The following is a 20,852-nucleotide window of genomic DNA, read 5'->3' on the forward strand; positions in this document are numbered from 1 at the left end:
GTCCTGTGTCCTGCGAGACGGCGGCCGGAGGCGGTAGGTCCCGAGCGAGTCGGCCCCGCAGCGCTCGCGGCCTGGGATAGTCGAAGGATCACCCACGCACAGAGAGCCCCTTCGGGCTCCGAGAGGAGAGGCCTGCCATGCCCTCAGCACCTCGTCCCGTCCCGCCGCGGACTGCGCTCTCTCGTCGGAGTGTCGTCCTGGGCGGGCTCGCGGTCCTGCCGCTGCTCAGCGCATGCACCTTCGACGGCGGATCGACGGTCGACGGCGGCCAGGAGTCGCCGCGCACTCGCACCGCGGCTCCGAGCGGGCCGGTCGCCCTGGCTCCCGACGCGCTGGCCGCGAGCGCGGCGCTGTTCGTCTCCGCTCCGCTTGTCGTGCTGGTCGAGGACGTCGCGGAGTCGCGATTGCGCGCCGCCCAGGTGAGCATCGCGTGGGGCGTGCCACTGTTCGTCGGCGCAGCCGATACCTCGCCGTCGCCCTCCGGCGCGCCCGCCACTGCCGGCGCGCCCGATGCCCTCGCCGGCGAGTTCCGCAGGCTCGGTGTCTCCCGTGTCGTCGCGATCGGAGACGTCACCGCTCCCCAGGGCGTCGACGTCGTCGTGTCGGCCCCCGACGCCGCGGCGCTCTCCGCTGCGACGGGCGTGAGCGTCGCCGACCTCCCGCTCGCCGACCTCGCCTCGTTCGCCCCGGCCACGCCGTCCTCCGCCCCGTTCGGGGAGGTGCCGCCGCGGGGCGACCCGCTCGGCACGCTCCTGGGCCTGGCCCGCGCGCAGGATGCCGACGTCGCCGCCCTCGCGACTGCCCGCGCCGCCGGCATCCCGGTGACGGTGGTCGACGGCGACGACCTGCTCGCCTCGGGAGCCGCGGTGGCCGCGATCGCCGACGCGAAAGCCTCCTGCACGGTGCTGCTGGGCCCCGCGCTCGCCGCGCAGCCCGAGCCCGCGTGGGCGGTGCGTGCCGCCGGGAGCGGCTGGCAGCTGCCGGGCGGCGGCCAGCGCCTCTTCGGCGGCCACCTCTTCGTCGCGATCTACGGCACTCCGGGCGCTCCCGTGCTCGGTGTCCTCGGCGAGCAGGGCCTGCAGCCGACGATCGCCCGGGCGGAGGCGGTGGCCGAGCCGTACCGCGCACTCACCGGCAAGCAGGTCGTGCCGAGCCTCGAGATCATCGCGACGGTCGCGGCCGGCGATCCCGGTGCCGATGGCGACTACTCCAACGAGCGGGACGTCTCGACACTGCGCCCGTACATCGACGCGGCCGAGAAGGCGGGGATGTACGTCGTTCTCGACCTGCAGTCGGGTCGCACCGACTTCCTCACGCAGGCGAAGCTCTACGCCGAACTGTTGCGGTTGCCGAACGTCGGCCTGGCTCTCGACCCGGAGTGGCGGCTGACGGCCGACGAGAAGCCGCTTGAGCAGATCGGTCGGGTGTCGGCCGCCGAGGTGGACAGCGTGTCGGAGTGGCTGGCCGATCTCGTGCGGAGCGAGGGGCTGCCGCCGAAGATGTTCGTCCTGCACCAGTTCCGCCTCTCGATGCTGCAGGACCGATCGAGCATCCGTCGCGATCGGCCCGAGCTTGAGTTCCTCATCCACGTCGATGGCCAGGGCTCGCAGCCCGACAAGCAGGCGACATGGAACGCGCTGCACGAGGATGCCCCCGCGGGTATCGCGTGGGGGTGGAAGAACTTCTACGACGAGGACACGCCCATGCTGACTCCTGCCGAGACCCTGGCCCAGGTCCGCCCCCTCCCCGACCTCGTCACCTACCAGTAGCGCCCCTCCCCGCCCCCCTCTCCCCTCCGCGAGATGCCACTTATGAGCGCGACACGCCGAGGGATCGCGTCATAAGTGGCATCTCGCGGAGGGGGGCGGGAGGGGGGAGGGAGGGGGCGGGGTCAGCGGGGTGCGATGACGCGCGCCTCGACGTCCTCGAGAGCCTGGCCGCGCGTCTCCGGCACCATCCGCCAGAGGAACGCCAACGCGAGCAGCCCGACGGCACCGAAGAGGAAGAACGTGCCGGTGATCCCCACGCCCGCCACGAGGGTAGGGAAGAACAGCCCCAGCAGCGCGTTCGTGATCCAGTGGCAGAAGATCGCAATGCCCACCCCGATGCCGCGGATGCGCTGCGGGAAGATCTCGGAGAGCATCACCCACGTCGCAATGTTGAGGAACGTCTGCATGCTGCCCACGAAGGCGACCACGAGCACCAGGATCACAAAGGGCCGCGCGGGGTCGCCGACCGGCAGAGCGAGGGATGCCACGCCGATCAACAGGTGCATCGTCGTCGTCAGCGAGTAGCCGAGCAAAAGGGTCGTACGACGGTTCATCGTCTGCATCAGCCGCAGCCCGACCAGCCCGCCGAGCACCGCGATCACACCGGGCGCGATGTTGGCGACGAGGGCGCCGTCGTGGTCGAACCCCGCCTCCTTCAGCACCGACTGGCCGTAATACATGATCGAGTTAATGCCGGTCAGCTGCTGCGCCACCCCGATGCCGATGCCCACCAGCAGGATCCGCAGCGCCCAGCGCTGCCGCAGCACCTGCAGCAGCGGGTGGCGCGGCGCGCGGGAGGCGTCACGCGCGCGGTCGATGCCGGCCGTCTCCTCCTGCGCCTGCTCGGGCGTGCGGATGGTGGACAGCACGGCCAGCGCCTCGTCGCGGCGCCCCTTCTCGAGGAGCCAGCGCGGTGACTCCGGCACGCGTAGCATGCCCACGAGGAGGGCCGCGGCGGGCAGCGCGGCGACGGCGAGCATGATCCGCCAGACGCTGGGAAGTTCGCCCCACACCGTGCCGATGACGGCGTTCGCCACGAAGGCGGCGAGCTGGCCGATGACGATCATCAGCTCGTTGCGCCCGGCGAGCGAGCCGCGGATCTCGGAGGGGGAGATCTCGGAGAGGAAGATCGGCACGACCACGGAGGCCCCGCCGACCGCGAGGCCGAGGATCGCGCGGCCCACGACCATGACGGCGAAGCCCGGCGCGACGACGCACACGATCGCGCCCACCAGGAACAGCACGGCGAGCAGCTGGATCGTGCGGCGCCGACCGATCGCGTCCGCCAGCCGACCGCCGCTGATCGCTCCGACCGCCGCCGCGAACAGCAGCGAGCTGGTGACGACTCCCTCCGTCAGCGGGGTGAGCCCGAGCTCGACCGACATGGGCTCGAGGGCGCCGTTGATGACGCCGGTGTCGTAGCCGAAGAGGAGGCCGCCGAGGGTCGCTATGAGCGCGATCATGCCGAGACGCCGCGAGGGCGCCTCCAGGGAGGTGGTGGTCATGCCGTAAGCCTGGCGGACTCAGCGCGCCGCCGGCGGCAGGACCACCCCACCCGATCGGGGCTCAGGAGCCTTCGGGCTTCACACCCTCAGCCCGCGGGCTCTCGGGGGTCGTGTCCCCGAGGTCCGCGTCGTGGGCGTCCGCGCCCTCCGAGCCCGAACTCCGGGCGCCCTCGCGGAGGCCCTCCTCCTTCGCCTGCTGCACGAGAGCGGCGACGTGGCGACGCGAGCGGCGGCGTCCGGCGAACAGTGCGAGGAGGATCAGCGCGATCCCGAGCAGCACGAGCAGCTGCGGGAGGGGCACGGCCGCGACGGTGAGCGACTGGGTGATCGGCGCCATCGTCGCTTCCTGACCCTCGGGCGCCGCGACAGTGGGGGCGACGGTGAGGTCGGCGCCGACTCCGAAGAGCGGCCAGATGGAGTCGAGCTGTACCGACACCGAGCGGCGGTCGCCCGGCAGGAGCTCCTGTTGCACCCCGTCGGCGGGCGTCAGCGGGACGGAGGCGCCCTGCGCGTTCGCGCTTCCGCCGAGCAGGAGTCGCACGTTGCCCGTGTTGACGACGTCGGCGACGAGCGAGAGAGAGCCGGGCTCGAAGGGGTTCCACGACAGCCGGTAGTCGCTCGCGACGTTCTCGATCGAGAGCGCGGGCGTGAGGTCGCCCTTGACGCGGGTCATCACGCGGAAGCCGATGCGGCTCTCGACCCCGACCGAGGAGCCGCCGGGCGTCTGGTTCGCCGAGCGGACGGAGGCGGCGATGCCGGCGGCGTGGTCGCCCGGCGTCGCGTTCTGGGGCACGGTCACAGTGAAGGGAACGATGCCCGTTCCGCCGGGCTCGACGGTGATCGAGCCGGGTGCCGAGATCCATGTTCCGGCGTCGACCGACTTCTGGTCGGAGGACAGCATGTTGAAGCGGCCCTTGTCGGTGAAGTAGCCGTCGGCCGCGACGATCGAGAAGGTGACGCTCGTGGCGCTGAGATTGCGCACCGCGGCCTGTTGCTCGGCCTTCGTGCCGGGGTCGAGATCGAGCTCGATCCAGGCCCGCTTGTCGGGCGCGCCGTTCGAGGCGGGAGTCACCGACCATGTGATCTTGTCGGCCGCCGACGGTGCGGACGAAGCCGAGGGCGCCGGCGTGGCGCTGGGTGCGGCGGAGGAGACGGGCGCCACGCCGAGGGCGAGGATTCCGACGAGCAGCGCGAGCGCCGCTCTCACTCCTCGTGCTCCGCGAGGGGAGGAGGGGGTGGCGCGAGCGGGTCGCGGCGTCGTCGAAGAGCGCGGGTCAGTCATCAGAACCTCATAGTCGCACGGGGGACGCACGACGCGGCCGGGCGGAAGTCGCCCGGCCGCGTCGCGGTCATGGTAGTCGGGAGGCTCCGCGGGGAGCCTCCACGGGTCACTCGAAGAGCGAGAGGGTAAGCGTCGAGCTGTACGCTCCGGCGTCCACGGTGGGCTCGGTGCGCAGGAACAGGTCGGCGTTCGCGGTCCACGAGCCCTCGGTGGCGATGCCGGCCGAGTCGTTCGTGATCGCGAGGAGCTCCTGGCCCACGAGGCCGACGCCGTTCGGGCCGCCGTCGATGGCGGTGTCGACGACATCGCCCTCGGCGACGAGACCCTGCTCGCCTCCGTCGATGAGCTTCGGGGCCCAGCCGAGGTTCTCGGCGCCGATGGTCTTGCCGTCAGCGCTCGTGAAGTCGCTCGCCGTGCCGAGCACGTACCAGCCGGCGTCGGCGGGGATGTCGGCGGGGTCGCGGGTGTCGGTGACCGTCACCGTGGGGAGGGTGCCGGTGAACTGGCGGATGACGCCGGTCGAGCCGTTCTCGGTCAGGGTGGTGGAGGTGCCGGCGACCGACATCGAGAGCGCACCGGTACCGGTGAGCGGCGCGATGTCGACGTTGACGTTCACGTCGTCGTTGCCGTACTGGGTGTCGGCCATGGCCGTGCCCGCGACTCCGAGGAGGAGGACGCCGCCGGCCAGGCCGGCAGCTCCGCGGATGAGGAGGGAGCGAGTGTTCATGTCGGGTGTTCTCCGTTCTTCGGCCGGCGGCGTCGCCGGCACGTCTGTGTGGGTGTGGGGAGGGTGGTGGTCGTGATCAGCCGCAGCTGAGCGCGGCGTAGGGGGCGGTCGCGGAGGCGGAGGCGGGCTTGCCCGAGACGAAGGCCGTCGCGGTTGCGCTCGCCGAGCCTGCGGGGACGCTCGTCGCCCGGGTGGTGAAGGCGTACGACACGGTCTTGCCCGCGCCCACCTCCGCCACAGTGGTCGACCCGTACGAGGAGCCGATCGCCATCTTGACGGGGAAGGCGTTCGGGTTCGTCGCGGTCATCGTGAGGACGACCTTGCCGGTGATGCACCGTGTGGTCGCCGTCGCCTTGACGGCGATCGCGGGAGCCACGCTGATCGTCTGCGGAGCGACGCTCTGGAGGGTCGGCGTCACCTTCTGCATGAGCCCGGTGGTGGGGTCGAAGGTGAGCTTGTCGATGGTGGTCTCGCGGTGCGTGCCGTCTCCGCCGGGGATGGCGAAGCGGTGGTAGGCGATGTACCAGTCGTCGGTGCCGGGAACGTTGATGATCGAGTTGTGGCCCGTGGCGAGGATGCCGAGCGAGGGGTCCTTCTCGAGGATCACGCCTCGGTAGGTCCACGGTCCGTCGACGCTCGTCGCGGTGGCGTAGCCGACGCGGTAGTTCTCGGAACCGGTGTCGTCGATCGAGTAGGTCAGGTGGTACAGACCCTGGCGGTAGTTGACGAACGATCCCTCGCGGAAGTCGGTCAGCCCGCTGATCGGCTTGATGGTGCCCGGCTTGATGGTGAGCATGTCGTCCGAGAGCTCACCGTAGACCGGCGAGCCGTTGCCCCAGAAGAGGTAGCTCTTGCCCGTGGCCGGATCGGTGAAGGCGTCCGGGTCGATGGCCTGACCGGAGTTGACCGACTCGCCGTTGGTGATCATCGCCGTGGGCTGCGCGGTGAACGGGCCCATCGGGCTGTCGGCTACGGCGACTCCGATGGTCTTCCGGTTCAGCGACGCGTTGTGGCCGCTGAAGTAGAAGTAGTACTTGCCGTTCTTCTGGATGATCGTCGGTGCCCAGGCGTTGCCGACCGCCCACGGGACGTTGCCGTTGGCTCCATCGAGGGTGAGGAAGGGCTTGTCCGAGCGGGTCCAGTCGACGAGGTTCTTCGACGACCAGACGTAGAAGGTGTTGCCTCCCCAGCCGGGCGTGCCGTCGGTGGTCGCGTAGATGTAGTAGGTGTCACCGAAGACCGCGATGTTGGGGTCGGCGTAGTAGCCGGGCAGCACCGGCGACTTCACCTCGATCGCCTTGAAGGTCCAGGTCGTGGTGGCGCCTCCGCCTGCGGGGGTCAGGACGACCGTCTGCGGGGTGGAGAGGTTGCGCACGGTCCCGGAGGCGGGGCTCGCGGTCACGCCGCTCGCCGTCAGGTAGGTCGGCGTGAGGGCGGTCAAGGAGGTGCCGCGCTTCACCGGGAAGGTGACGACGCGGTTGGCGGCGTCGATGATCGGCGCGGTCTTGAGCACGTCTCCCGAGAGCGTCACGTCGGCCAGGGCCGTCGTGTTGCCGGAGGAGTTCAGGACCTCGCTCGAGCTCAGCGCACGGTTGTAGATCGCGAATTCGCGGATCTGGCCGCGGAAGCGGTTGTCCCCGTCGTAGTTCGAGCGGCCGATGTAGTTCGCGGTGGTGACGCCGCCTCCGATGTCCTTCGGCTCGACGGTGACGGTGCCGCTGCCGACCTTCACGCCGTCGAGGAAGATTGTCGCGGTCGAGCCGGCGAGCGTGTAGGTGAGCTGGGCCCAGCGTCCACGCGGCACCGCAGTGCCCTGCGAGACCGTCTGCTCGCTGTTGTAGTCACCCGCGGTGATGCTCGTGCGGTAGCCGTCTCCTGTGGTGAACAGGTAGCCGTTGCCGACGCCGTTGCTGGTGTTGCCGAGGCCGTAGATGAAGTACGGCGTCCGCTGGTTGGGGTCGATCCACACCTCGGTCTGCACCGTGATGTCGGTGATCCCGGCGAGCAGGTTGTCGGGCAGTTTGATGTAGTCGTCGGTGCCGTCGAAGGTGACCGCGCCGTTCTGCGCGGTGGCGCCGGAGACGAGCGTGCCGTTCTGGCCGTTGCCGGAGGCGTCGGTCACGGTGGTGCCGGAGACCTGGTCGAAGGTGTAGCGGAGGATCTCGCCCGCTGCGTTCGCGGTCTTGGGGGCCGGGCCCGCGGTGGCGCTGTAGGCGGCGTTGATGCGCGCCTCCTCGGCGCTCGAGAGGCGCAGGACCGAACCGTGACGGAACGGCGCCGAGAACGAGTACGTGTTCGCTCCGGTGGTGCCGGTCTGGAGGGCGGTGAACTGCAGGCTCGCGAGCGAGTTCGTCACGTAGGCGGAGTAGCCGCCGTTGTCTCCCATCACGACCCAGCGGCCATCGGGCAGCTGGTAGACCGTGAGGCCTTCGATGTGGTCGGAGAGGCCGTGAGCGGTGTCTTCACCGCGGGCGATGACGCGGGTCCACGGGCCGGCGAGGCTCGTCGCGGTGTCGACGACGGTGCGCCAGTCGGAGGTGGAGAAGCGGTAGAAGGTGTTCCCCTCCTTGGCGATCGTCGTGTCGATGATGCTGCCGCCGCTCGCGCCGCCCTGGGGCGGGTTCTCGTCGAGCCAGATCGTCGGGGTGGTGAAGGTCATGAAGTCGCGGGTGGTGGTCACGTAGACGCGCTGCGCGGAGGCGGAGCCGGTCTTCGTCTTGTCGCGTGACGCCCAGTAGACGTAGTACTGGCCGGTCGTGGCGTCCCACATCGCCTCAGGGGCCCAGACGTTGCCCGCGTCGGCGAAGCCGGCGAAGACGAGGCTCTGGTCGCTCCAGTGCACGAGGTCGGTCGAGCGCCAGATGACGAGCTTCTGGCTCGCGTTGGTCTGGTCCCAGGTGCCGCCGGGCGCGGTGCCCTCGGCGTGGAGGTCGGTGCCGAGGATCCAGTACTCGTCGCCGGTGGGGGAGCGCACGAGGTGCGGGTCGCGGACGCCGAGAGTGCCGGCGAGGTTGGCGAGGATGGGCTTGTTGTTGTTGAGCTTCGACCAGTGCAGGCCGTCGTCGCTGGCGCCGAAGTAGATCTTCTCGTAGTCGGTGGTGCCGAAGTGGGTCCAGAGGTAGCTGGCGTCGTAGTTGGTGTCGAGGCCGACCGGAGCCGCGGTCACGGTGAGGGGGATCTGCCGGGTCGCGGTGGTGCCGGGCACGCTCGCGGTGACCGTGACGGTCGAGGTGCTGGCGGGACGCGTGACGACTCCGGTCGTGCTGACCACGGCGGTGTTCGACGAGGACCACGAGACGTCGTAGGCGCCTCCGGCCCGCGTCGGCAGGGTGACGTTGCCGCGGATGTCGCCGGAGTTCGGGATCGAGATCGCGTCGAGCGCCTTCTGCGCGTCGGCGTTCGTGTCTTGAGCGGGGACCTTCGCGGTGAAGGTGCGCGTTTGGGTCGCGGATCCGCGGGACGCGGTCGCGGTGAGCGTCACGGTCGAGGTGCCGGACGCCGGACGCGTGACGGCTCCGCTGTTCGAGATCACCGCGGTGTTGCTCGAGGCCCAGCTGATCGTGGAGCCGTTGGGCCCGGACGTCGGCAGGGTGAGGTTGGCGGTGACGGCGTTGAGGTCGCCGAGGTCGAGTGCAGCGAGGTCGCGAGTGGCGCGAGTGGCGTCGGTCGCCTGGATCGAGGCGACGTCGGACGCGGAGAGCGCCGTGTTGTAGATACGGAAGTCGCGCACCGAGCCGGTGAGGTACTTGTCGGCGTCGTAGACCGAACGGCCGATGTAGTCGGCGGTGGTCGAGCCGTTGCCGAGGGAGCCGGGGGTGATGGTCACGCCGGTCTGCTGGGCGACCTGGGTGCCGTCGAGGTAGAGCTTCGCGGTGTCGCTCGCGTCGTCGAGCGTGTAGGTGAGGGTCTTCCAGACGCCGCGGTCGAGGTTGGCGTTGGAGTTGACCGTCTGCTCGGTCTGCCAGTTGCCGCTCGCGATCGAGGTCTTGTAGCTGTTGCCCGTCGTGTACAGGTAGCCGTTGCCCGCGCCGTTCGTGGTGTTTCCGAGGCCCCAGATGAAGTAGGGGGTGCCCTGGCTCGGGCTGACGAGGACCTCGGTGCTGACGGTGACCGAGGTGAGGCCCGCGAGCACGTTGTCGGGCAGCTTCACGTAGTCGTTGGCCCCGTCGAGCTTGACCCCGGCGCTTCCCTGCGGGGCGGCGCCGTTGACGAGGGTTCCGTTGCGGCCTTTGCCGGAGCTGTCGACCGCGACGGTGCCGCTGGTCTCGTCGAGCGCGTAGCGGAGGACGAGAGAGGAGTCGCTGGGAGCGGCGATGGCCGTCTGGGCCGTGAGGAGGGGCACGGCGAGCGCGATGGCGCTCACGATGACCAGGGGTCTGAGAAGGGGCTTCATCGCACTTGCTCCTAGATCGGCACCATTGCTGAGGGGAGAGGGCCGACAGACGTCGGCAATGTTCACGGTAACACGGTGTTTACGTCACCGTGAAGACCTTAGCCCGGTCACTTCTCAGTCATTTTCTCAGGTTCGGGCATGTGTGGGCGGAATGACGGGCCCGTTTTCTGAGAGCCGCTCAGGCCGCGGCGCGCGCGTTCTCCCTCCACGACGAAGCCCTCCCGTCCACGAGGACGAGAGGGCTCCGACGCTGCCGCGAGGGTCAGGTCTTGCTGCGCGCCATCACCGCGCGCTGGAGGAGCACGAAGATCAGGAGGATGCCTCCGGTGATGATCGTCGTCGCCTCGGGCGGGATGCCGCCGTCTCGGGTGATCAGGACGTTCATGAGGCCGAGCACCAGCGCGCCCACCACCGAGCCGAGCACGAAGCCCACGCCTCCGGTGAGGAGCGTGCCGCCGATGACGGTCGCTGCGATGGCGTCGAGCTCCCAACCGGTACCCGTGATGTTCTGGGCGCTGCCGAGACGTGCCGTGTAGACGACTCCGGCGAGGCCCGCCAGGGTGCCGCTGATCACGTAGATGAGCAGCTTGGTGCGGACGACCGGCAGACCCATGAGGGCGGCCGACTGCTCGGAGCCGCCCATCGCGTACACCGTGCGGCCGAGGCGCGTGCGGTGCAGCACGAAGAACGCGACGGCGACGACGACGACGGCGATGATCACGCCGGGGCTGATCACGAAGTCGTTGACCTTCGGTCCGTCGATGAGCTTGATCGGGGCGGCCAGGCTCAGCACGGCCGAGTCGCCGGGGAGGCGCTCGGGCACGGTGCTCAGCATCGACGCGAGTCCGCGGGCCAGGAACATCATCGCGAGGGTCGCGATGAAGGGCTGGACGTTGAAGTACTGGATGAGGACGCCCGACACGAGGCCGAAGGCCGAGCCGATCACCACCATCAGCACCATGACGAACCACGGGTTCCAGCCGGCGTTGATGAGGAGCACCCCGCTGACGCTGCTGAAGGCGATCACCGCGCCGACCGAGAGGTCGATGCCTCCCGTGAGGATCACGAAGGTGAGGCCCACGGCGAGGATGATCAGGTGCGAGTTGTTGACCAGCAGGTTCGAGATCGTGTTCGCCTGCAGGATGCGGCCGTAGGCGGCCTCACCGTAGAACACCATCGCGAGGAAGATGATCAGGGCGGCCACGGTCGGCAGCTTGTCGAGGTGCTGGCTCAGCCAGCCGCGTGCTCCAGAAGAGCGGTTCGAGCTCGCCGGAGGGGCGGAGCGGGTCATCACGGCGCTCATGCGGGAATCGCCTCTTTCTGCGGGGCGCGGCGACGCGCCTCACGACGGGACTTGAAAGCGGAACGGACCCGCTCCGACTGCAGCAGGCAGAGCGCGACGATGACGATCGCCTTGAAGGCGGGGGTCGCCGACGACGAGACGCCCAGGAACACGACGGTCTTGTCGAGCGTCGCGATCAGGATCGCGCCGACGGCAGCACCGGTGATGTTGAACTTTCCACCGGCGAGCGAGGTGCCTCCGATGACGACCGCGAGGATCGCGTCGAGCTCGAGCTGGTAGCCGGTGCGCGAGACGTCGACGGTCATGACGCTCGCGGTGGCGAAGACGCCCGCGACACCGGCGAGGAGGCCGCTGGCGATGTAGGCGGTCATCAGCAGGCCGCGGCGGTTGATTCCCGCGAGGCGGGCCGCCTTCGGGTCCATTCCGATGGCTTCGATCATGAGGCCCAGCGCGCTGCGGCGGACCAGGATCCCGACGAGGACGACGATCGCGATCGCGATGAGGAACACGACCGGGAGTCCGAAGACGTACCCGTTGGCGATCCAGCGGAACGGCTCGTTCGTCGCGGCGGTGTTCTGGCCGCCCGTGATGACCTTCGCCAGGCCGCGGCCGGCGAGCATCACGACGAGCGTGCTGATGAAGGGTTGGAGGCCCACCACCGACACGAGGATGCCGTTGATGGCACCGAGCACCGCCGAGATGAGCATCGCGATGCCGAACGCGCCGGCAGCGGCTCCGAGGGAGTCGGGGGCGCCGGCGGAGTTCAGGAACTCCATCGACACGGCGCCGGCGACCACCATGATCGAGCCGACCGAGAGGTCGATGCCTCCCGTCGCCACGACGAGGCACATGCCGACGGCGATCATCAGGATCGGCGCGGCGGCGCGGGCGATGTCGATGAGGTTGCCGACAAGGTAGCCCGTGTTGGGGCTCACCGTGACGGACAAGTATCCCGGGTCCTTTGCCACGTTCACGAGGAGGAGCAGCACGATGGCCACGACTCCCCAGAAGTACTGGCGTCGGATCAGCCCGGCCAGGGCGGAGCCCCGAGAGGGCTTCGTGTCGCTGCTCATGATGCGGCCTCCTGCGTGGCGCTCGCGAGGACGACGACGTCCTCGTCGACGACTCCCTCTGCGGCGATGGTAGTGACGATCGACTCCGCAGTCACCGCGGGGCCGTTCAGAATCTCGGCGATCACTCGGTGGTCCTTGAGGACGATGATGCGATCGCTCAGGCGGACCACCTCGTCGAGCTCGGACGAGATGAACACCACGGCGACGCCTTCGCCTGCGAGGGCGACGACCTTCTCCTGGATCTCGGCCTTCGCTCCCACGTCGATGCCGCGAGTGGGCTCGTCGAGGATGAGGATCTCGGGAGCGGTGGCGAGCCAGCGGCCGAGGAGGACCTTCTGCTGGTTGCCGCCGGAGAGCTTGCTGATCGGACGGTCGGGGTCGGCCGGGCGCACGTTGAGCTCGACCAGGTACTTGCCGACGATCTCGTCCTTCTCCTTCTTGGAGAGGGGGCGTGCCCAGCCGCGCTTGGCCTGCACCCCGAGGATGAGGTTCTCGCGGACCGACAGGTCACGGATGATGCCCTCGTCGCGGCGGTTCTCGCTCGAGAACGCGATCTTGTGAGCGAGGCCGGCGGTCGGCGTCGGGACGTCGATCTTCTTGCCGTGCAGCGTGATGTCGCCGGTGTCGGGCTTGTCGACTCCGTAGATCAGGCGCGCGAGCTCCGTGCGGCCGGAGCCCAGCAGGCCGGCGAATCCGACGACTTCGCCGCGGTGCAGCGTGATGTCGGTCGGCTCGATCGAGCCCTTCTTGCCCAGCCCCTTGGCCGAGTAGAGCGGGGCGTCGCGGTAGAGGTGGTCCTGGCTCTCGCGCTCGGAGTCGAGGGAGCGCAGCGCCGCGATGTCCTTGCCGATCATCTTCGAGATGAGCGAGGTGCGGTCGAGCTCGTGCGTGAGGTACTCGCCGACGTAGGTGCCGTTGCGCAGCACCGTCAGGCGGTCGCTGATCGCATAGACCTGGTCGAGGAAGTGAGAGACGAAGAGGATCGCCACACCCTCGGCGCGCAGGCGGCGGATGACGACGAAGAGGTTCTCGACCTCGTTCGCGTCGAGGCTCGAGGTCGGCTCGTCGAGGATGAGGACCTTCGAGTCGCTCACCGTCGAGCGGCTGATCGCGACCAGCTGCTGCATCGCGATGGAAAGCGAGGACAGCGACTGTCGAGTGTTGAGGTGCCCGAGCCCGAGCTTCTCGAGGGCCTTCTTGGCGGCGACGTGGGTCGCCTTCCAGTTGATGCCGAAGGGGCCGCGCACCTCGTAGCCGAGCATGACGTTCTCTCCGATGGAGAGGTTCGTCAGGAGGTTGACCTCCTGGTACACGGTGGAGATGCCCGCGGCCTGTGCGTCAGCGGTGCCGGTGAGACGGCGCGTCTCTCCGTCGACGACGATGTCGCCACTGTCGATGCGGTAGACGCCGGTGAGCGCCTTGATGAGCGTGGACTTGCCCGCGCCGTTCTCTCCCATGAGGGTGTGGACCTCGCCCGGGAACAGGCGGAAGTCGACACCATCGAGGGCTTTCACGCCGGGGAAGCTGATCGAGATGTTCTTCATCTCGACGATCGGAGGCGAATCTGCCATGTCGCGTCGTTCCGTTCTCGAGCGGGGCGCAGCCGAGCGGGTGCGCCTAATGGGTCGGAGCGACCGGGGCCGGGGAGTGGTGCCGGCCCCGGTCGCTCCGGGTGTGGTGTGCTGCCGAGCGATCAGTACTTACGGTCGGGCAGGGCGGTCTTCGCAGCGTCGGGCGAGTCGAAGGTCTTGCTCGGGACGACGATCGACGAGTCGACCTTGTCACCGGCGAGGGTCTTCTTCACGGCGTCGAGCGCGGTCTCGCCGAACAGCGGGTTGTACTCAGCGACGAAGCTGAGCTGACCGTCCGCGAGCGCCTGGAGGGCGTTCTTGGTGCCGTCGATCGTGGCGATCTTGACGTCCTTGCCCGGGGTGAGGCCAGCCTCCTGGACGGCCTGGATGACGCCGAGGCCCATCTCGTCGTTCTGGGCGAAGACCATCTGGACGTCGTTGTTGTTCGACTTCAGAACGGTCTCGAAGACGCTCTTGGCTTCCTCGGTCGACCAGTTCGCGGTCTGCGCACCGATCTTGACGAAGGCGCTGTCCTTGCCGATGACGTCGTCCCAGCCCTCGTTGCGCTCGTTGACGACCGAGACACCGGCGGGGCCCTCAAGCGTGAAGTACTTCGCGCCGTTCGGGAACTCCTTCTTGGCCCAGTCGGCGACCGAGGTGCTGACGGCGATGTTGTCAGGCGCGATGCGGGTGACGTAGAGGTCGGTGTTGTTCGGCTCGATGCCGCGGTCGATCAGGATGACCGGGATGTCGGCCTCCTTGGCGCGCTGGAGCGAGTCCTCCCAGCCGGAGCCTTCGGTCGCCGACAGCAGGATGACGTCGACGCCCTCGTCCACGAACGAGGTGAAGGAGTCGATCTGCGACTTCTGGTCACCGTTGGTGGCGGGAGCGTACTTGAGGTCGAAGCCAGCGTCCTTGGTGAACGTGTCCTCGATGTTGGTCTCGTTCGCCTGGCGCCATGCGCCCTCGGGGCCGACGGCCACGAAGCCGACGGTGATGAGCTTGCCCGGGTCCGTGGTCGAGCCGGAGCCCGAGTCGGAGTCGGCCGAGCAGCCGGCGAGGCCGAATGCGAGCGCGCCGATGGTGGCCAGGCTCAGGAACTGGCCGATACGCCTCGTCTTGGACATAGATCTCCTCCTTGAGATCGCGGGCACAGGGAAGTACCCGAGATGTGTGTGGGCTGAAGCGCCCTGAATGCGGGCCTGGTGGCCCGCGTGCGGTGAGTGCAGGATGATGTGCAGTGGAGCCGACGATGCGGCGCCTGGTGGGAATGTTACCGTGAACAATTCCAGCGATGCAACAGGTTCAGAGCCCCGTCGATAACGATCAGGTTTCGGCCGCTCGGGCAGGATGGCTCCGCGTCCCGGGCTCCTCCCGAGCGCTCTCCAGAGGACACGTCACCACGATTCGTCGGAGTCGGTGGTGTCGGCGGCGATCATCTCGACGATCGTGTCGACGGTGAGGCCGGGCCCGTTGCTGACCTCGCCGATCTTCTCGCGGTCCTTGAACACCACGATGCGATCGCTGAGGCGCACCACCTCCTCTAGCTCCGACGAGATGTAGACGACCGAGACGCCCTCGCGGGCGAGCTGGGCGATGTGCGCCTGGATCTCGACCTTCGACGCCACATCGATGCCGCGCGCGGGCTCGTCCAGCACGAGGAGGCGCGGTCGGGTCGCGAGCCAGCGAGCCAGCACGACCTTCTGCTGGTTGCCGCCCGAGAGGTACTTGACCGGGATATCGGGATCGGCCGGAGAGATGTTGAGCGCCTCGACGTATGTGGCAACCAGAGAGTCGGTCTCGGCGGCCGACAGCGGATGCGCCCAACCGCGCAACGCCTGCAGGCCCAGCACGAGGTTCTCGCGGAGAGACAGGTCGCCGATGATGCCGTCCTCGCGGCGGTTCTCGCTCGAGTGCGCGATGCGGTGCCGCAGACCCGAGACGGGATCCGTGATGTGCGCCGGCTCACCGTCGATCAGCACCTCACCCGAGTCGGGCCTCTCGACGCCGCTGAGCAGCGACGCGAGCTCGGTCCGGCCAGAGCCGCGGAGGCCCGCGAAGCCGACGATCTCGCCGCGGTGCAGCTCCAGATCGGTGGGGCCGACCGCTCCGCGCCTGCCGATGCCCACCGCCCGGTAGACCGCCGGGCCGACGGGCTGCTGACGGTGCTCGCGGCGCTCGGAGCCGATCTGCCGCAACGCGTCGATGTCCTTGCCGATCATCTTCGCGATCAGCTCGGCCCGATCCATGGCCCGGGCCGGGTACTCACCCTCGGTGCAGCCGTCGCGCAGCACCGTCACCCGATCGCTGAGAGTGAGGACCTGCTCGAGGAAGTGCGAGACGAAGAGGATCGCGACGCCCTGGTCGCGGAGCCTCCGCAGCACCGTGAAGAGGCGGGCGACGTCGCCGAGGTCGAGGCTCGAGGTGGGCTCGTCGAGGACGAGGACCCGCGGTCGCCCGACCATCGCGCGGCTGATCGCGACGAGCTGCCGGATCGCGGGGGAGAGCGAGCGCAGCGGCAGGCGAGGATCGAGATCCTCCAGCCCCAGCTCGGCCAGCATCTCGGCGGCCCGCTTGTGCGTGCGCGACCACGAGATGCCCAGGTGCCCGCGGATCTCGTGCCCGATCATCACGTTCTCCCCGATGCTCAGGTTGTCCGTGAGCCGCTCGTCCTGGAACACCGCCGTGATGCCGGCTGCCTTCGCGTCCGCCGGACCCGAGAAGCGGCGAGCGACTCCGTCCAGGAGGATCTCGCCCGCATCGGGCTGGTGGATGCCGGTGAGGGTCTTGATGAGCGTCGACTTGCCGGCGCCGTTCTCGCCCATCAGCCCGTGGATCTCGCCGGGGATCAGACGCAGCCGGGCGTCACGGAGCGCCGGGCCGGAGGAGAAGGACACGCAGATGCCCGTCATCTCGACGACGGGAGCCTCAAGAGGCGGAGTCGTCCGCGAGGGGATCGCCACGTGCCGTCCTCGGTTCGTGAGCGGCGTGCCGTCGGGGACCGGCGCGCCTGGGGCTGCGGGAGATGATACGCGAGCGGCGGCAGGCGGATCATTCCAGGTCGGTCACGCTCGTGGCGGCGCCGTGGAGTCGCGGATCACGAGCTCGGTCGCGATCCGGGTGCGCTGAGGGATCTCCTGCCCGCGGATGCGGGCGTGGATGACCTCGGCGACGGTCGTGCCGAGCTTGTCGAAGTCTTGCCGCACCGTCGTGAGGGGCGGAAGGAAGTGCCGCGCGGTCGGAAGGTCGTCGAAGCCGATGATGCTGACGTCCTGGGGCACGCGGATGCCCTTCTCGAGGAGTCCGTGGATCACTCCGAGCGCCATCTCGTCGTTGGCCACGACCATTGCGGTGAAGTCGGGGACCGACCGCAGGCCCGCCGCGAAGTCGTAGCCGGAGTCGGGCGTCCAGTCGCCGATGACGATCGGGCGCTCGTGCATGCCCCAGGACTTCGCCCTGCTGTGGAACGCGCGTTCCCTGGCCCGGGCGTCGAGCCAGTCGAGCGGGCCGGCCAGGTGCAGGACGTCCCGGTGGCCGAGGCCGGCGAGGTGGTCGACGGCCTGGGTCATCCCGGCCTGCTGGTCGACTGAGACAGTGAGGAAGTTGGGGTCTCTGTCCGACTTGACGACGAGCGTGGGCACGCCGATCTCGACTGTCCGCAGGGTGGCGACGGAGGAGGAGCGGGGCGCGATCACGCAGAGAGCGTCGATCCCGAGTCCCGTGAGGTGCTCGATCGCGTCGACCGGGCTCATGTCGAGGTCGGGGCGGAGGGCGACCGAGGTGATCGAGTAGCCCTTCTCGCGTGCGGCGCGCTCGATGGCGCGCAAAGTGCTGGACGGGCCGAACTCGGCTCCGCTCTCGATCATCACGCCGATGCGGTCGGTGCGCTGGGTGACGAGGGAGCGGGCGGCGATGTTGGGTCGATAGTTGAGTTCGTCGACCGCCTCGAGGACCCTCTTGCGGGTCGACTCCTTGATGTTCGGATGCCCGCTCAGCACCCGCGAGACCGTCATGTGCGAGACGCCCGCCACCGCCGCGACATGGCGGAGGTTGGGTCTATCGACCATCGACGACCTCCTCCGCTCCCCGGGCGGACCACCCGCGCACGCGCCCTCCCGGCGTTGGCGACGCGAAGAAGGCTCGGCGGCCGGGAATCCGTCCAGCATAGTCAGCGGAGCCGTTCTGGCACGCGTGGGGGGCGGACGATCTGCGCTCGGACGACCGGACACGCCGCTCCCGCTACCGGAGCGCAGGGAGGGGAGGCGCGAGCCCGGCGAGGACGCCTCTCTCCTGCACGGGATTGGCCGCCCTGCACTCCGATACGGGTACTGTCGTGAGCCTCATGGCACGCGACAACGAACCTCTCGTCACCCTCACCGATCCGCTCGAAGAGCGCCTGCGCGCCCAGGTCGTCCGCGAGGGGGAGCGGGTGGTCGCCCTTCGCGCCGCGGCCCTTCTCGGCGGTGGCTACGAAGGCGAGTCGTTCCTTCTTACCGTCGGTGGCGAGCACGCCGAGGGCATCCTGAAGGGTGCGCCCTCCCTCTACTGGCCGGAGCTCTGGGGCGCCCGCGCCCTGCTCTACGTCTGGGACGAGCAGGCGGCCGACGCGGTGACCGCCGGCCTGGTAAATCCGGCGTGGCGCGTGCGGGAGATGTGCGCGCGGGTCTGCGCGGAGCGCGTGCTCGGCGGGCAGAAGAGGCTCGCCCGTGTGACGACCGACGAGCACCCCCGCGTGCGTGCGGCCGGGGCGCGGGCGCTCGTCGCCGCGGCGCTCGCGGGCCTCGCCTCCGGACGCGACGAGAAGGGCGAGTTCGCGGCGAGCGTCCAGGCGACGCTCACGACGATGCTGCGCGACCCCGACCGCGAGGTGCGCCGCGTCGCCCAGCAGTCCGCCGACGCCCTCCGGTCGGCTCGCCGCTGATCGGGCCGCCCCCGACGCGATCGAAAGGCCGACCATGACCGCTCCTCCGGCGCCGCTCGCGGGCGTCCGCGTCCTCGAGCTCGGCAACTTCATCGCCGCGCCGACCGCGGGCCGGCTCCTCGCCGACTTCGGCGCTGACGTGATCAAGGTCGAGCGGCCGGAGACCGGCGACGAGCTGCGCAAGTGGCGCCTGCACGAGGGCTCCGAGACCTCGCTCCTCTTTCATACGCTGAATCGCAACAAACGCTCGATCGTCCTCGACCTGCGCACCCCGGAGGGGCGTGACGCGGTGCGCGGCCTCGCCGCCGAGTGCGACGTGGTCCTCGAGAACTTCCGGCCCGGCACTCTCGAGCGCTGGGGAATCGGTCCCGCGGTACTCGACGAGGCGAATCCCGAGATCGTGATCGGGCGTATCTCGGCGTTCGGCCAGACGGGGCCGCTCTCGGCACGACCGGGCTTCGCGGCGGTGGCGGAGGCGATGGGCGGCTTCCGCGAGCTGGTCGGCGACCCCGATCGCCCGCCGGTGCGCGTCGGCGTCTCGATCGGCGACTCCATCGCGGGCCTCTATGCGGGCTACGGCGTGATGATGGCGCTGTTCCAGCGCGAGACGCGTCGCGCCTCCGGACAGGGACCCGCGCCGCTCGTCGAGCGGGTCGTCGATGTCGCCCTCAACGAGGCGATGCTCTCGATGATGGAATCGCTCATCCCCGACTACCAGGCGCATGGAATCGTGCGTGAGCGCGTCGGCGGACGGATGGAGGGGATCGCGCCGACGAACGCCTACGGCTGCGCCGACGGCGCCAGCATCGTCATCGCCGGCAACGCCGACGCGATCTTCCAGCGTCTGATGCGCCTCATCGGCCGCAGCGACCTGGCCGAGGACCCGGGGCTTGCCAGCAACGAGCTCCGCTGGGTTCGCCGCGACGAGCTCGACGCGGCGATCGGCGCGTGGACGGCCGGGCTGAGTGCCTCTGCGGCGCTCGCGATCCTCGACGAGCAGGGTGTCCCCTCCGGCCCGATCTTCACCGCGGCCGACATCAGCGCAAGCGAGCAGTACGCCGCGCGCGGCATGATCCAGCCGTTCGACGTCGAGGACGCGGGCCGCACCCTCGTCGCCGTCGGATTCCCGGGCATCGTCCCGGTGCTCGGCGATCGCTCGCTGCCGATCCGCACGCTCGCGCCCGCCCTGGGCCACGACACCGCGGAGGTGCTGGCGATGCTCAAGCGCACGCCTCCCGAGACCGAGACCCCGGGCGACGGGCGATGAGCGCTCTGACGGCCGCCCGTCTACGCGACGTGACCCTGCGCGACGGCCTGCAGCTGACCGGCAAGCTGCTGTCGACGCCGCGCAAGGTCGAGCTGGCGCGAGCGCTGCTCGCGGCGGGCGTACCCGAGCTCGAGATCGGCTCGATGGCGCGCACCGACCTCGTGCCTCCGATGGCGAACACGCTCGAGGTGATCGCCGCCCTCACTCCCGAGGAGCTCGAGCGTTGCTGGGTGTGGGTCGCGACTCCCCGCCACGTCGAGCGCGCCGCCGCTGCGGGCGCCCGACGGTTCCAGTACTGCTTCTCGGCATCCGACTCGCACAACCGGGCCAACATCGGGCGCTCGACCGAGGCGAGCCTCGACGCGATGCCGGAGGCGGTGGCGTTCGCGCACGATGTCGGCGGGCGGATCCAGCTGTGCATCGCGACGTCGTTCACCTGCCCGTTCGAGGGAGCGGTCGATCCCGACCGGGTGATCGCACTCGCGCAGGATACGCGCGCCGAGGGAGCGGAGGACGTCGTGATCTGCGACACGCTCGGCCAGGCGCACCCCGGCCAAGTCGCCTCCTTGATCGGCCGGGTCGCGGCCGAGACTCCCCGGCGCGAGATCGTCTTCCACGGGCACGACACCTGGGGCTCGGGCGTCGCCAACGCGATCGCGGCCGTGCAGGCCGGCGCGGGCGTCGTCGACGGGGCCCTCGGAGGCCTCGGTGGCTGCCCTTTCGCGCCGGGAGCGAGCGGCAACACGGCAAGCGAGGATCTCCTCTTCGCGCTACGACCGGCATGGCTCACCCCCTCCGCGTTCGCCGCCATCGTCGGTCAGTCGGAGGCGGTGCTCGCCGACCTCGGCGAGCCCAACCGTTCCAGGGCCCGCGAGGGTGCGCGCTCGAACGCGCCCGCCTTCGCGTGGGCCGTGGGCCGCTGAGGCGCCATCCGGCCGCCGGACCACGGAACCTCTCCCGTCGCACCGATGAGCCTCCTTCCTCGGCGTGCCCCGGCCAGGCGTTCGGTGCACCTCGCCAAGCCCTTTACCGGCAGGAGAG

Annotated in this window: 14 protein-coding genes; 4 read left to right on the top strand and 10 right to left on the bottom strand. The window is 69.7% G+C overall.

Annotation, left to right across the window (positions count from 1 at the left end; translation table 11 throughout):
• Nucleotides 1-137 precede the first annotated feature (137 nt).
• The gene (locus ITJ45_RS01400; RefSeq protein ID WP_194607065.1) at nucleotides 138-1,769 is read left to right on the top strand and encodes a hypothetical protein; all 1,632 of its coding nucleotides are present in this window, start codon (nucleotides 138-140) and stop codon (nucleotides 1,767-1,769) included.
• A 122-nt stretch (nucleotides 1,770-1,891) separates the two neighbouring features.
• Here the strand turns inward: ITJ45_RS01400 and ITJ45_RS01405 are convergent, their stop codons facing one another.
• The 10 genes from ITJ45_RS01405 to ITJ45_RS01450 form a co-directional block, all read right to left on the bottom strand.
• Nucleotides 1,892-3,274, bottom strand: a complete 1,383-nt coding sequence (locus ITJ45_RS01405) for a sugar porter family MFS transporter (protein ID WP_194607066.1) — start codon at nucleotides 3,272-3,274, stop codon at nucleotides 1,892-1,894.
• 61 nt (nucleotides 3,275-3,335) lie between these two features.
• Nucleotides 3,336-4,481 carry a WxL protein peptidoglycan domain-containing protein gene (locus ITJ45_RS01410; protein ID WP_194607067.1) on the bottom strand — a complete coding sequence of 382 codons (1,146 nt, stop codon included), beginning with the start codon at nucleotides 4,479-4,481 and terminating at the stop codon, nucleotides 3,336-3,338.
• 181 nt (nucleotides 4,482-4,662) lie between these two features.
• Complete coding sequence (locus ITJ45_RS01415) at nucleotides 4,663-5,283, bottom strand: hypothetical protein (RefSeq protein WP_194607068.1); 621 nt, start codon at nucleotides 5,281-5,283, stop codon at nucleotides 4,663-4,665.
• A gap of 76 nt (nucleotides 5,284-5,359) precedes the next feature.
• Complete coding sequence (locus ITJ45_RS01420) at nucleotides 5,360-9,676, bottom strand: family 43 glycosylhydrolase (protein WP_194607069.1); 4,317 nt, start codon at nucleotides 9,674-9,676, stop codon at nucleotides 5,360-5,362.
• 262 nt (nucleotides 9,677-9,938) lie between these two features.
• Nucleotides 9,939-10,979 (bottom strand): ABC transporter permease subunit, encoded by a 1,041-nt coding sequence (locus ITJ45_RS01425; protein WP_228493400.1) that lies wholly within the window; start codon nucleotides 10,977-10,979, stop codon nucleotides 9,939-9,941.
• Nucleotides 10,976-12,052: an ABC transporter permease gene (locus ITJ45_RS01430; protein ID WP_194607070.1), complete on the bottom strand. Its 1,077-nt coding sequence runs from the start codon at nucleotides 12,050-12,052 to the stop codon at nucleotides 10,976-10,978. Before ITJ45_RS01430 ends, ITJ45_RS01425 begins: the two co-directional genes overlap by 4 nt.
• Complete coding sequence (locus ITJ45_RS01435) at nucleotides 12,049-13,623, bottom strand: sugar ABC transporter ATP-binding protein (protein WP_194607071.1); 1,575 nt, start codon at nucleotides 13,621-13,623, stop codon at nucleotides 12,049-12,051. The genes ITJ45_RS01430 and ITJ45_RS01435 overlap by 4 nt, the downstream gene beginning before the upstream one ends.
• Nucleotides 13,624-13,745: 122 nt before the next feature.
• Nucleotides 13,746-14,750 carry an ABC transporter substrate-binding protein gene (locus ITJ45_RS01440; protein WP_194607072.1) on the bottom strand — a complete coding sequence of 335 codons (1,005 nt, stop codon included), beginning with the start codon at nucleotides 14,748-14,750 and terminating at the stop codon, nucleotides 13,746-13,748.
• A 270-nt stretch (nucleotides 14,751-15,020) separates the two neighbouring features.
• Nucleotides 15,021-16,586, bottom strand: a complete 1,566-nt coding sequence (locus tag ITJ45_RS01445) for a sugar ABC transporter ATP-binding protein (protein WP_323742807.1) — start codon at nucleotides 16,584-16,586, stop codon at nucleotides 15,021-15,023.
• Nucleotides 16,587-16,688: 102 nt separating this feature from the next.
• Entirely contained in the window at nucleotides 16,689-17,690 is a 1,002-nt protein-coding gene (locus ITJ45_RS01450; RefSeq protein WP_194607073.1) for a LacI family DNA-binding transcriptional regulator, read from the bottom strand.
• Between the two features lie 275 nt (nucleotides 17,691-17,965).
• Between ITJ45_RS01450 and ITJ45_RS01455 the strand changes: the two genes are divergently transcribed.
• From ITJ45_RS01455 to ITJ45_RS01465, 3 genes are read left to right on the top strand one after another with little or no spacing between them, the layout of a single operon-like run.
• Complete coding sequence (locus ITJ45_RS01455) at nucleotides 17,966-18,544, top strand: HEAT repeat domain-containing protein (protein WP_228493401.1); 579 nt, start codon at nucleotides 17,966-17,968, stop codon at nucleotides 18,542-18,544.
• Nucleotides 18,545-18,578: 34 nt separating this feature from the next.
• Nucleotides 18,579-19,811, top strand: a complete 1,233-nt coding sequence (locus tag ITJ45_RS01460) for a CaiB/BaiF CoA transferase family protein (protein ID WP_194607074.1) — start codon at nucleotides 18,579-18,581, stop codon at nucleotides 19,809-19,811.
• Nucleotides 19,808-20,734, top strand: coding sequence for a hydroxymethylglutaryl-CoA lyase (locus ITJ45_RS01465; RefSeq protein ID WP_194607075.1), 927 nt, complete (start codon nucleotides 19,808-19,810; stop codon nucleotides 20,732-20,734). Before ITJ45_RS01460 ends, ITJ45_RS01465 begins: the two co-directional genes overlap by 4 nt.
• Nucleotides 20,735-20,852: the final 118 nt, after the last annotated feature.

The sequence above is a fragment of the Rathayibacter sp. VKM Ac-2879 genome, from assembly GCF_015351245.1.
Lineage (GTDB): Bacteria > Actinomycetota > Actinomycetes > Actinomycetales > Microbacteriaceae > Rathayibacter.